At 70.2% G+C, this 13,152-nt stretch carries 9 protein-coding genes; 2 read left to right on the top strand and 7 right to left on the bottom strand.

The features are described 5' to 3' along the window. Positions 1 to 23: 23 nt before the first annotated feature. From ACIREE_RS14510 to ACIREE_RS14530, 5 genes are read right to left on the bottom strand one after another with little or no spacing between them, the layout of a single operon-like run. Positions 24 to 1,355, bottom strand: coding sequence for a glycoside hydrolase family 27 protein (locus ACIREE_RS14510; protein WP_404150912.1), 1,332 nt, complete (start codon positions 1,353 to 1,355; stop codon positions 24 to 26). 27 nt (positions 1,356 to 1,382) lie between these two features. Beyond that, positions 1,383 to 2,222, bottom strand: a complete 840-nt coding sequence (locus ACIREE_RS14515) for a carbohydrate ABC transporter permease (RefSeq protein WP_404150914.1) — start codon at positions 2,220 to 2,222, stop codon at positions 1,383 to 1,385. Positions 2,223 to 2,225: 3 nt separating this feature from the next. Next, a complete protein-coding gene (locus ACIREE_RS14520; RefSeq protein WP_404150916.1) occupies positions 2,226 to 3,203 on the bottom strand; it encodes a carbohydrate ABC transporter permease in 978 nt (325 codons plus the stop codon). A 5-nt stretch (positions 3,204 to 3,208) separates the two neighbouring features. Further along, on the bottom strand, positions 3,209 to 4,477 hold the full coding sequence (locus ACIREE_RS14525; RefSeq protein ID WP_404150918.1) for an ABC transporter substrate-binding protein: 1,269 nt from the start codon (positions 4,475 to 4,477) through the stop codon (positions 3,209 to 3,211). Between the two features lie 53 nt (positions 4,478 to 4,530). Then, positions 4,531 to 5,685 carry an ROK family protein gene (locus ACIREE_RS14530; protein ID WP_404150919.1) on the bottom strand — a complete coding sequence of 385 codons (1,155 nt, stop codon included), beginning with the start codon at positions 5,683 to 5,685 and terminating at the stop codon, positions 4,531 to 4,533. Positions 5,686 to 5,758: 73 nt separating this feature from the next. Between ACIREE_RS14530 and ACIREE_RS14535 the strand changes: the two genes are divergently transcribed. Beyond that, complete coding sequence (locus ACIREE_RS14535) at positions 5,759 to 7,840, top strand: alpha-galactosidase (RefSeq protein ID WP_404150921.1); 2,082 nt, start codon at positions 5,759 to 5,761, stop codon at positions 7,838 to 7,840. A gap of 233 nt (positions 7,841 to 8,073) precedes the next feature. Beyond that, positions 8,074 to 10,785, top strand: a complete 2,712-nt coding sequence (locus tag ACIREE_RS14540) for a carbohydrate-binding protein (protein ID WP_404150923.1) — start codon at positions 8,074 to 8,076, stop codon at positions 10,783 to 10,785. Between the two features lie 36 nt (positions 10,786 to 10,821). Here ACIREE_RS14540 and ACIREE_RS14545 read toward each other — a convergent pair whose 3' ends face one another. Together ACIREE_RS14545 and ACIREE_RS14550 are read right to left on the bottom strand one after the other, a co-directional pair. Then, on the bottom strand, positions 10,822 to 11,550 hold the full coding sequence (locus tag ACIREE_RS14545) for an aspartate/glutamate racemase family protein (RefSeq protein ID WP_404150925.1): 729 nt from the start codon (positions 11,548 to 11,550) through the stop codon (positions 10,822 to 10,824). Positions 11,551 to 11,639: 89 nt separating this feature from the next. Further along, entirely contained in the window at positions 11,640 to 13,130 is a 1,491-nt protein-coding gene (locus tag ACIREE_RS14550) for an NCS1 family nucleobase:cation symporter-1 (RefSeq protein WP_404150927.1), read from the bottom strand. Positions 13,131 to 13,152 lie beyond the last annotated feature (22 nt).

Here is a 13,152-nt window from a genome sequence, read left to right on the forward strand (position 1 = left end):
CTCAAGTCGGGCGCGGCGGGCGGTCAGGAGAGCTTGATGAGGCGGGAGCCGTGCGCGGGGACGTCCGTCGCGGTCCAGGAGCGGGTGGCCGAGCCGATGTCCTTACGGGCGACGACGTCACGCAGTCGCTGCTTGCCGTGCACGCCCGCGGACGTGAGGTCGACGGTGATGTCCGTGGCCGTGGAGCCGAGGTTGTAGACCGCGAGGTACGTGGCGCCGCCGACGCGCTTCGTCCACACCTGCGTGTCCCCGGCGCGGAGCTGCTTGGGCAGGACCGCCGCCTGGTCGACAGCGATGACCTCGGGGTTGGTGAGGATCGCCTTGGCCTTGTCGTCGAGGAACCAGATGTCACCGCCGACGTAGAGCGGGGACGACGCCATCGACCAGAACGTCATGACGGTCTGCCGCTCGGTGTCGTCGATGCCGTCCTGGAGGCCGCTGCCGGTGTTGTTGTTGATCGGCATCGAGTCGAGGTCGGCGAGGTAGTGGGGAGCGGACAGCTTGGGCAGCCACTGGGGCAGGTCGGCGAAGCGGTCGTCGACGGAGCTGGTCCAGGTGCTGGTCGTCTCGCAGTAGCACTCGATGTCGGTGTCGACGCGGACGCCGTTGGCGTAAGGGCGCAGGCCGTCACCGGCCTCCAGGTCGACGGGCCAGGCACTGGCGGAGAGCCACATGCCGCGGCCGCTGTGGTCGATCGCCGTGGACCATGCCTTGATGTCGGCGACGTTGTCCTTCGTCACGCCGTCGATCTTGATGAAGTCGATGCCCCAGGAGGCGTACCGGGCGACGATCGAGTCGATGTACTCCTGCGCGCAGGGGTTGCTGTAGTCGATCTTCCAGCTGCCGCCCCACTTGTTGGTCGGCGTCAGCGGCTGCACCGCGATGTCCTGCGCATGACAGTCGGTGCCGAGGATCGGCGCGTTCTTGTCGTAGACCTCCTTCTCCAGGCCCGCGGCGCCGTACAGGCCGAGTTTGAGGTCCTTGCCATGGACGTAGTCGGAGAGCGCGGACATGCCGCTGGGGAAACGGTCCTTGTCGGCGTTCGGGATGCCGTTCGCGTCGGTGTGGAAGTTCCAGTCGTAGTCGAAGTTCCAGCCGGCGTCGATGTTGAGGTTCCGGTATCCGGCCGAGGAGAGCTTGCCGCTGAGCGAGTCGGCGGCGTTCTTGATGTTGCCCTCGTTCAGCCAGTGGGTGCCGTAGCCGCCGCGCGTGGACGACTCCACGCTCCAGCTGCTCCAGCCCATGAAGGGCTTGACGTACGGGGTTCTCGCCTCGGCGGCGCCCGAGGGCAGGGCGAGGGCGAGGGGCAGCGCGCAGGCGGCGGTGAGGACCGCGCGGCGGGTGGTTCCGATCACTGGAAGTACCTCCGGGGAAGAGGGAGTTCAGGATTTGAGGCCGGACATCGCGATGCCCTGGACGATGTGGCGCTGGGCGACCAGGAACATGACGACGAGAGGGAGGATCGCCACGGCCGTGCCCGCGAACAGTTCGGGCAGGTTGACGGTCTGGGAGGTGAGGAAGCTGGAGAGCGCGATCTGCACGGTCCAGCTGTTCGGGTCCTGGCCGATCATCAGCGGCCACAGGAAGGAGTTCCACGCGTCGATGAAGGAGAGCGCGCCGAGGGAGGCGATCATCGTGACGGAGTTGGGCAGGATGATGCGCCCGTAGACGCCGAGGTAGCTGAGGCCGTCGATGCGGCCCGCCTCCTCGATCTCGGCGGGGAACGACACGTAGAAGCTGCGGAAGAGGACGACGGCGAACGCGTTGAACAGGCCCGGCGCGATCAGCCCCCACATCGTGTTGACGCCGCCCATGGAGCCGACCACGACGAACGTCGGCAGGAACGTGACGGCCTGCGGGATCATCAGCGTGCCGACGATGAGCGAGAGCACGACCGCCCGTCCCGGTACGGCGATGCGGGCGAGCGCGTATCCGGCCATCGAGGCGAGCAGCGTCGACACGGGGGCCGAAACGACCGCGATCAACAGGGAGTTGAGGATCGAGCGGCCGAAGGGGCGCTCCGGGTTGTCGAACAGGGACGTGAAGTTGGACCAGCTCAACGATGAGGGCAGCCAGTGCCAGTCGGTGGCCGTGACCTCCGGCGTCGTCATGAAGGCGTTGCGCAGCAGCACGTAGAACGGGATCAGGAAGACCACGGACATCAGGCACAGGCCCAGGTAGGTGGCGGCGGAGCCGAGGACGCCGCCTCGCATACGGTTCATGGATCAGTCCTTGTCGCGGGCGAACCCGAGGATCCGGCCCTGGAGGAGCGTGACCAGCACGATCAGGAGGGTGAGCAGGAAGGCTCCGGCGGAGCCGACGCCGTAGTCCTGGTCCTGGAGGGCGACGCCGTACAGGTGCATGAGCGGGGTGCGCACGGGTTCGCTGCCGAGGGAGGCGCCGGTGGAGAAGATCGCGTAGAACTCGTCGAAGGCCTGGAGCGCGGCGATGAGCATCAGCAGCAGGATCGCCACCGAGGTGTTGCGCAGCATGGGGAAGGTGATGCTGCGGAAGGTGCGCCAGGCGCCGGCGCCGTCGAGGGACGCCGCTTCGTACAGGTGGGGCGGGATGGACTGGAGGCCGGCGATGAACAGGATCATGTAGAGGCCGACCTGGAGCCACAGGCGCAGCGTGACCAGCACGATCCAGTACAGGGGCGGGCTCTGGGTCTGGATCCAGGGTGTGGGGTCGGCGCCGAAGAGCGCGCCGAGGGTGTTGGCGAGGCCGGACGGCACCCCGCTGAACAGGGCCATCTTCCAGATCATCGCGGCAGCGACGTAGCTGACGGCGGCGGGCAGCAGGAACGCGGTGCGGAAGAAGGCCCGGCCGCGCCGTACCCGGTTGACGAGGACGGCGAGGCCCAGGGACGCGGCGAAGGTGAGCGGCACGATGAGCGCCGTGAACAGCACGATCATCGTGAGGGAGTCGCGGAACCGCTCGTCGCTGAGGAGCTCCTTGTAGTTGTCCAGGCCGACCCAGTTGCCGAGGGAGATGGTGCGGCGCGCCTCGCTGAAGCTGAGCAGGAAGCTCCAGGCGATGGCGACGTAACGGAAGAGGCCGAGGCCGAGGAGGATCGGCGCGGTGAGGACGGCGAAGGCGATGCCCTTCGACTGCCGCTCGGTCAGCCGCCGGCGGCGCGGCGCCGGGGCGGGCGACGGCCGGGCGGCACTCTTGCGCGCGGGCGCGGTGCCGGTGGCGGTCATGACCCTCAGCCCATCTGCTTGTCGAGGTCGGACTGCGCCTTGGACTGGGCCTTGTTCAGGGCCTTCTCGGCGCCCTCGCCCTTCGCGATGTCGGCGGCCGCGGCGATGAACTCGGCCTGCATGGCCTGCGTCCATTCCGCCGGGAAGGAGATGCCGTTCTTGTTCGCGATGGCGACGGCATCCTTGGCGGCGCCCTTGCTCAACTCCGGTGTCTTGGCCGCGACTTCGGCCTGCGGCGGCACGTGGAAGCCGTACTTGACGGCCCAGTCGATCTGGATGTCGGCCTGCTCGACCCACAGCCACCGGAGGTACTTCTTGGCCTCGGCGACGTGCTTGCTCTTGGAGTGGATCGCCTGTGTCCAGCCGCCGAGCCGGGCGACGGCCTTGCCGGCGGAGTCGTACGCGGGCCAGGGCACCACCCCGAAATCGTCACCGAGCGCCTTCTCGACGGCGGGCAGTGCCCACAGGCCGCACCACTGCATGGCGGCGGCGCCCTGGTTGAACGCCCCGGGGTCGTACCAGTCGGTGGTGAAGCCGAGCAGCACCGACTTGTCGGAGTGCAGGTCGTGCAGGCCGCCGATGGACTTGGCGGCGTCCGCGTAGACGACCTTCTTGCCGTCGATGAGGTCGACGCCCTGGGACCAGGCGAGCAGGTAGGGACTGTCGCCGATGCCGTCGTTGCCTATGAAGAGGCCCTTCGCGCCACCGGATGTCAACTTGCGTGCTGCGTCGGCGAGTTCGGCGAAGGTGGTGGGCGGGGTGACGCCGGCCTTCTTCAGCATCGACTTGCGGTAGTACAGCACCATGATGTCGTCGATGGTCTTGATGCCGTAGAGCTTGCCGTCGACGGTGAGGTAGTCGAGGTCCGCCTTGTTGAAACCGTCCTTGGCGGAGCCGTACACGTCGTCGAGGGGTTCGAGCTGTCCCTTGCGGGCCATCTCGGCGCGGAAGTCGCCGAGTTCGAAGATGTCGGGGGCGTCGGCGCCGAGCAGCGCAGCGTTGAGCTTGGTCTCGTACTGGGAGACGTCCGCGCCCCACACCACGTTGACCGCGATGTCCGGGTTGGCCTTGGTGAACTTTTCGGCGTACCGCTTCACCGCTGCCTGGGTGCCTTCCTCTCCGTACTGGTGGTACCACTGCGTGAGCGTGACCTTGGCCCCCTTGGCGGAGGCGGTCTCCTGCGGGTTGCTGGAGCAGGCGACGGCCGCACCGGCCACGAACAGCAGGGACGTGCCGAGAAATCCCCGGCGGGACAGGGCGGAACTGGCAGTCATGACAGGGTCCTTCCGGGGACGGAGACGTGCGAGGGGTCGGTCGGCAGACGGGTTCACGCGGCGAAGAGTGACTGGATGCTGACGGCCGCCGCCCCGCGCGCCCATTCCTCCCAGGGCAGGGGGCGCACGACGAGCGGGCAGCGGGCGGCGGCCCCGAAGGCCTGCCGGGTGAAGGCGGCGCGGATCTGCTCCTCGAAGAGGTCGTACGCGGCCACGCCCTCCCCGGAGACGACGACCCGCTCGGGTCCGACCAGGTTGACCATGGCGGCGAGGCCGAGCCCGATGGCCTCGCCCGCCTCGTCGAACACGGCCCGCACCGCGGCGTCGCCGCCGTGTGCGCGGTCGATCGCCCCGGCCATGTCGAGGCCGGGGTCGGCTGCCGCCCGCCGGGCCCGGCCGACGATGGCCTCCTCGGAGGCGATCGCCTCGACGCAGCCGCGGGCGCCGCAGTGGCAGGCGGGCCCGTCCCCGGCCGCGACCGGAATGTGGCCGATCTCGCCGGCCACGCCGTAACCCCCGGCCACCAGGCGGCCGTTGACGACGAGCGCGCAGCCGATGCCGACCCCGACCGTGGCGAGAGCAAAGGAGTCGGTGCCCACGCCCTCGCCGAACCACTGCTCGGCGACGGTGAGCGCCTTCACGTCGTTCTCGACCGTGACCGTCAACCCCGTTGCCGTGCCGACCAGTTCGGCCAGTGGGACATCGCGCCAGCCGAGGAACGGCGAGTAGCGCACGACGCCGCCCGGCCGGTCCACGTCACCGGAGACGGAGACTCCGATGTGGTGTGTCCGCTCGGCGTGCGCGGGGGTCAGCTCCGCGACGAGCGCGGCGATGTCGCCCACGACCCGAGCGGCGGACCGCCCGGACACGGGCATCCGGTGGGCGGCCCTCACCTGCGCCCTCAAGTCGGTGACGACACCGATGAGTTCGTCGGCCGTGACCTTGACGCCCACGAAGAACTCCCGGTCGGCACGGACCGCGAGGGGGTGTGCGGGCCGGCCCGCGCCCTCGACGGTTCGCGGCCCCTGCGGGAGCTCCTCCAGGTATCCGGCTTCGATCATCGGCTTGACCGCCTTGGTGACGGCGGCGGAGGAGAGACCGGTGATCCGGGCTATCTCGGGACGGACGACCGGACCACGCGTGAGCACTGTCGTGAACACCGAGTTGGCCGCCGGAGACGCGAGCAGCTTCGCTCGGTTCAGCAACATGGGGGAAACGTAGGGGCAATAATTTCCTTCGTCAATATTTAAATTCAGGGTTTTCGCATCTAGGCTCCGGCTCATGTCTCAGATGTCCTACGACTCTCAGGTGTTCTTCGACGAGCCCAGCCGTACGTTCCTGCTCACCACCCCCGCCACCTCGTACGCGCTGCGCATCGGCGCGGACGAGGGACCACGGCATGTGCACTGGGGCGCGCGCCTCACGCTCGGCCAGGCGGCGGCCCTGCCCACATATGACGGTGCGACCAGCAGCTTCGCCTCGACGAGCGGTGAGGAACTGGCTGTTGAGGGCGGCGCCCGGTTCGGGGTGCCGTCGCTGCTCGTGCGGTACGCGGACGGGACACGCGGCGTCGAGTGGGTGCACGAGGGCCACGAGATCGAGGGCGACCGGCTGCACGTACGGCTGCGCGACCGCCACTACCCACTCGGCTGCACGCTGCACTACACGGTCCACGCGGACAGCGACGTCATCGAACGCTCCCTGACCCTGCGCCACTTGGGGTCGGCCGAGGCCGGCGACGACGCCATCGAGATCCTGCGCTGCGACGCGGCGAGCTGGTCCGTGCCCGCCGGGTCCGGGGTGCGGCTGAGCCACGCGGTCGGTGAATGGTCCGGCGAGACCCAGCTGCGGCGCACCGAAGCCCCGTACGCAGAGACCGTGTTCACCAGTAGGCGTGGAGTGTCGGGCCACTACGCGAACCCTTGGCTGATGGTCGACGCGGGCGACGCGGACGAGACGCACGGCGAGGTGTGGAGCATGGTCCTCGCCTGGTCCGGGAGTTGGCGGATCACGGCGCAGCGCGACCACACGGGCGGACCTTTCACGGTGACCGGTGGCGCCGGTCACGATGGCTTGAGCTGGCGGCTGCAACCCGGCGAAAGTCATGAAACCCCGGTGTTCGCCGGGCAGTTCAGTGTCGGCGGCTTCGGCGCGACGAGTCGTGGCTGGCACCGGTACACCGCCGCGCACGTGCTGCCGCGCCCCGACGAGGTACGGCCCGTGGTCTACAACAGCTGGGAGGCGACGGGCTGGGACGTCACCCTGGAGGGCCAGCGGGCCCTGGCCGAGCGCGCCGCGGGCCTCGGCGTCGAGTTGTTCGTGGTGGACGACGGCTGGTTCGGGCGCCGGGTCAGCGACCGGGCCGGGCTCGGCGACTGGCAGCCGAATCCCGAACGGTTCCCGCACGGACTCGGCCCGCTGACCGATGAGGTGCGGCGGCTCGGGATGCGGTTCGGCCTGTGGGTCGAGCCGGAGATGACCAACCCGGACAGCGACCTGTACCGGGCGCACCCCGACTGGGTGCTGCACATGCCGCACCGCCGCCGCACCGAACTGCGCCACCAACTCGTCCTCAACTTCGCCCGCACCGACGTCACCGAGTGGGCGTACGGCTGGCTCGACCGGCTCGTGGCGACGTACGCGATCGACTTCCTGAAGTGGGACATGAACAGGGCGTTCACCGAGGCGGGTTGGCCAGGACACCCCGACGCCGAACGGCTGTGGACCGACCACACGCGCGGTGTCTACGCGGTCCTCGACCGGTTGCGCCGCGCGCACCCGGGACTGCGCGTCGAGGGCTGCTCGGGCGGTGGCGGCCGCGCGGACCTCGGGATGCTGGCCCGTACCGACCAGACCTGGATCTCCGACAACACGGACGCCGACGACCGCGTCGCCATCCAGCACGGCTACAGCCAGATCTACCCGGCCCGCACCATGTCCGCGTGGGTCACCGACAGCCCCAACCCGCACACCGGTCGCAGCACGCCACTGGCGTACCGCTTCCATGTCGCGATGGCGGGCGCGCTCGGCATCGGCGGCGACCTCTCGCGCTGGACCGGGCCCCAACTCGCCCAAGCGCGCGACCTGGTGGAGCTGTACAAGGAGATCCGCCCGGTCGTGCAGTTCGGCGAGCAGTACCGGCTCGCGGACGCCGTGCAGTACCGGGCGGGCGACCGGGTCGTCGTCCTGGCATGGGGCCGGGACCGCGACCTGCGCCTGGCCGGCCTCTCCCCATCGGCGGTCTACGTCGATGACGCCACCGGCACCGAGCACGAAGCGGCGACGCTGCTGACGCACGGTCTGCCGCTGCGCCTGCCCAAGGGTGACCGGCCGAGCACGGTGGTGCGGCTGACGCGGCGCTGAGCACGACGGCCCCAACTCCGCAGATACATCGGATCTCCTGGCTCGGGCCAAGCGCAGGAGTGAGCTCCACTCATTCACATAAACACCCTGTTCAGTGGCATCTTTCAGGCGCCTTGGCGCCACCCGATACGTGCTTCAGCTCCCCGAAATACACCTGGGCCTTCTTGACGACATCCGATGTCTCTCCTACGTTACGGCCATTCGTCGATGCTGCTGGGAGTTGATGAGCCGCCATGCCCACCGCCCGCTCCAGACCGCGCGCCGCCCTGGCGGCGGTGACGGCGTCCACCGCCCTGCTGCTCACCGGCGCCGCACTCACCGCACCGGCGGCGGGCGCGGCGCCGGGCCGCGTCTACCACGTCGCTCCGGGCGGCTCCGATCGCGCGTCCGGTACATCCGCGAGCCCCTTGCGCACCATCGGCCGCTGCACCGACCGGGTACGGCCGGGCGACACCTGCCTGATCCACGCGGGCCGCTACCGCGAGCGCGTCGTGCCGCCGTCCGGCACGAGCGACGCGCCCGTCACCCTGGCGGCGGCCGGTGACGGTGAGGTCGTCGTGGACGGCACGGAGAAGGTGACCGGCTGGCACGACGCGGGCGGCGGGCTCGTCGCGGCCGACACCGATCTGCCGCTCGACCCGAGCGAGAACGCGCTGTTCATGGACGGCGAGCGGGCCGCCGAGGGCCGCTGGCCGAACGCGGGCGCCGACCCGCTCGACACCACATGGGCGGTGGCCGAGCGCACCTCCACCTCCCAGCACATCGACGACCCCGCACTGCCCGCAGGTACCGACTGGTCCGGCGCGACCGTACATCTGTGGGCGGGCTCCAATCCCTGGGCCCAGCAGACCGGCACGGTCACCGCGTCCGGCGCCGGCGTCCTGGACTTCAAGGGCGGCGATCACCGCTGCGACCCGCTGTGCATGGGCGACCAGAACTACCGCAACTACTACCTCGTAGGCGCGAAGGCCGCCCTCGACCAGCCGGGCGAGTGGTACTACGACCAGCAGGCGCACCGCCTCTACCTGGTCCCGCCGAAGGGCGGCATCGCCGGGCACACCGTCACCGCCAAGCACCGCGCGTGGGGCGTGGACCTCACCGGCCGCTCGCACGTGGACGTCCGCGGCCTGAGCCTGTGGGGCACCTCGCTCCGCACCGGTGACGACTCCGCCGGCGTCACGGTCAGCGGCCTGCGCGCCCGCTACGTATCGGAGTTCTCCACGCTCCCCATGCCCAGGGACGAGGATCTGGCGATCGAGCCGGGCGAGGGCCACATCGTGGCCTCCCGGATCCTGGACTCAGGCGTGCAGATCCGCGGGCACGGCAACACGCTGCGCGACAGCGAGATCTCCGACTCGGCGGGCACGGGCGTCCTGGTGCGCGGCGACGACAACACCGTCAGCGACAACCTGATTCACGACGTCGGTTGGATGGGCAGCTACACGCCCGGCATCGAGGTGAACGGCAGCGGCCAGACCGTCACGCACAACACCGTGCGACGCACCGGCCGTTCGGGCATCGACACGGCCTGGCAGCTCAACGGCGTCCCGTTCCACGACAACCGCATCGCCTACAACGACCTGTCGGAAGGCATGCGTTCGTCCCGCGACGGTAGCTCCTTCTACGTGTGCTGCAACCTGGACGCCACCGGCACGTCCGTCGACCACAACACCACGCACGACCACGACGGACAGATCGGCTACTACGTCGACAACTCCTCGGCCAACTTCTCTCTCCACCACAACGTCGCCTGGAACATCGGCCGCAACGGCTCCTTCTTCAACGCCCACGGCGCGTCCAGCGTCGGCAACCGCGACCAGAACTCCAGCTACGGCCTGGGCATCACCGGCCCGACGATCCGGATGAACGGCTCGCTGGACGCGTCCGGCACCGTGTTCAGCAACAACATCGTGCGGCAGTCGGTGGAGATCACCGGCGGACCGGGCGACCCACCCGCCGTCGCCCGCACCAACCTCACTCCGCCCGCCGATCCGCGCTACGAGGATCCGCTGAACGGCGAGTTGTGGCTGCGCGACGGCTCCCCCGCCGTCGACGCGGGCGAGACGGTCCCCGGCGTCACGGACGGGTACCGGGGCGCGGCGCCCGACCAGGGCGCGTACGAGTACGGCGACGCGATCTGGTCCGCGGGCTGCTCGCTGCCCGGCTGCGCGTCACAGGTGCGGCGCGGCGCGTGGCGGGCGACGTCGAGCGACGGTTCGGACGCGTCGGCGGTCGCCGACGGCCAGAACACGACCCGCTGGGAGTCGGCCGCCGCGCAGCGCGCGGGCCAGTCGCTCACCGTGGACCTGGGCGAGGCCAAGACGTTCGACCGGGCCGTCCTCGACGCGGGGTACGACGCGACCGGCCAGCCGTCCGGGTGGACGGTGTCCGCCGGCGCCGACGGTCAGCACTTCGGTGAGCCGCTCGCGACGGTGGCGGGCCGCGCCTTCGCGCAGGACGCCACCTTCGCCAGGACCACGGCCCGCTATCTGCGCTTCACGCTGACGGCGGACGGTTCGGCCCCCTGGCAGGTCGGCGACGTACGTCTCTACGCGGCCGGCGCGGACGCCGCGACCCCGGTCCAGGCGGAGCAGGCGCAGCGAACGTACGGCGTCGGCCGCGCGGGGGCGGCGAGCGGGATGCTGCGCTCCGGGGCCGCGCTCGGCTTCCAGGACGTGTCCTTCGCGGCCGGCGCGGACCGGCTCACCGTCCGGCTCGCCGCCGCGCGTCCGGCGAAGGGCGCCCGCCTGGAGTTGCGGCTCGGTTCCCCGGGCGGCCGGGTCGTGGGCACGCTGCCCGTGGCCGGCACCGGCTCGGCGGACAGCTGGCAGGAACGGTCGGTGACGCTGCGGGCGCCGGTCTCCGGCACGCACGACGTGTACCTGGTCGGCGCGGGCGGCGGCGGGCACGGTGTCGTCGCCGTCGACTGGTGGACGCTGCGCTGAGCCCCGCGGGACCGGTGTCTCGAAGCCCGGCTACCCTCAACTGCCGATGAGGGGCGGCCAGTTCCGGATCTTCTTCGACCGGGGCGACGCGTACGTGCGCACCTTGGACGTCGTGAGCCCGAGCCGTACGAGCGACTCGGCGACGGTCACGGCGGCCGCGACGCCGTCGACGACCGGGACGCCGGTGCGCTCCCTGACCCGCTCGGCGAGCCCGGCCATGCCGCCGCAGCCCAGGCAGATCACCTCGGCCCGGTCGGTGTCGACGGCGCGCGCGGCCTCCTCGACGATCGCCTCGAGCGCTGCGTCCGGGTCGCGCTCGAGGTCGAGAACGGCCATGCCGCTGGCCCGCACCGAGGCGCACCGGTCGGTGAGCCCGGCGAGCTTGAGCCGGTCCTCGATGAGGGGTACGGCCCGGTCCAGGGTGGTGACGACGGAGTAGCGGTGCCCGAGGTACTGCGCGGTGGAGGCGGCGGCCTCGGTGATGTCGACGACCGGCACGTCGAGGATCTCCTGCAGCCCCTCGCGCCCGTGCTCGCCGTATCCGGCCTGGATGACGGCGTCGAACGGCTCCGGGTAGGCGCGCACCGTCTCCATGACGGCGATCGCGGCGAGGTAGCTCTCGTAGTTGCCCTCGACGGATTCGGCGCCGAACGCCGGGGTGAGCGCCACGATCTCGGTGCCGGGCGCGGCGACGGCCCGCGCCTGGGCGCCGATGGCCTCGGTCATCGTCCCGGTGGTGTTGACGTTGCAGACGAGTATGCGCATGGCGGTGTCGGTGCTGCTTTCTGTGCGGAGCCGAGGACTCGAACCGGGCCCTCGGCCATGGGTGTTGCTGTTCTTCTCGGTGCGGCGGCTCAGACGGCGTCGACCGCGATCGACTCGCCGTCCACGTCGCACGCCGGGCGCGTGCGGTCGGCGAGGACCACGTAGAGCAGGGCGGCGAGGCCCGCGCCGATGAACCAGGAGAAACCGGAGACGGACGTGAAGGCGGGTACGAGGGCGACGACCACGGCCACACCGGCGGCGGGTCCGAAGGCGCCGATGGCCCGCAGGTGGAAGCCGGACCGGTAGTGGTAGTCGCCGTCGGCGGCGTCGGTGTACAGGGCGGGAACGTTGACGCGGGCCTTGCGCACCAGCCAGTAGTCGGCCATGACGACACCGAAGGCGGGCCCGAGCAGGGCACCGAGTCCGCCGAGGAAGTAGTTGACGACGGTCGGGCTGTTGTAGAGGTTCCACGGCAGGATGACCAGGCCGATGACGGCGCTGACCAGGCCTGCGCGGCGGAAGTCGAGCTTGCGCGGGAAGAGGTTGACCAGGGCGTAGATGGGGGCGACGAAGTTCGCGAGGAGGTTCACTGCGATGGTCAGGGTGATGAAGGCGAGCGAGGCGAGCACCATCAGCGGCGTGCTGGGGATCGTGGCGACGATGTCCTCGGGCCCGGTGACCACATGCCCGTCGAGCTTGAACTGGCCGCCGGACAGCACCACGACGATTCCGGCGAAGAAGAGCATGTTGAGCGGGATGCCCACGAGGTTGCCGACGACGATGGCGCGGCGGCTCTTCGCCGAGCGGGTGAAATCGCAGAAGTTCAGGACGAACGTGCCGTAGATGACCACCCACAGGGCGGCGCTCTCGAAGATCTGGCGCCAGGCGTCGAGGCCGGTGGGCGCGTTGCCGGTGGAGACCGCGAGGGAGAAGTCCGTCTTGGTGAGGATCCAGGCGGCCAGGCCGCACATCGTGATCAGGATGGCGGGCGCGGCGAACGCCATGTATTTGCGGATCAGCTCCATGCCGTAGCTGACGATCACGACCTGGATCGCCCAGAGCGCGAGGAAGGTGATCCAGCCGAGCGTCGACAGGCCCAGGATCGAGTTGTGGTCGAGGGAGGCGGCGCCGGGTGCGAGCTTCTTGACGACGGCGCGCAGGACGGACGCCGCCAGGTAGGTCTGGATGCCGAACCAGGCGATCGCGACGGCGCCGCGCACCGCCGCCGGGAGCTGCGCGCCCCGGGTTCCGAAGGAGATCCGGCTCATCACCGGGAAGGGGACGCCCGTTTTGTGGCCCATGTACCCGGAGAGCGTGAGCAGCCCGAAGAGCAGCGCGGAGGCGATGGCGAAGGCGATGAGGATCTGCCAGACGCTCATCCCGAGCGCGAAGAGACCCATGGCGAAGGCGTAGTTGCCCAGGCTGTGCACGTCGTTGCCCCACAACGTGAACACGTTGTACGCGCCCCAGCGGCGCCCTTCCCTGCGGGTGGGGGCGAGATCGGGACTGTAGAGGCCGGGACTGGTCCCGGCCGGCCCGGCTGCCGCGGTTGTGGAGGTCTGTTCGTGCACGGCGACCATGACGCGCTCCTAAGTTTCCACA

Origin of the sequence: Streptomyces sp. NPDC102467, from assembly GCF_044765445.1 — a bacterium.
Lineage (GTDB): Bacteria > Actinomycetota > Actinomycetes > Streptomycetales > Streptomycetaceae > Streptomyces.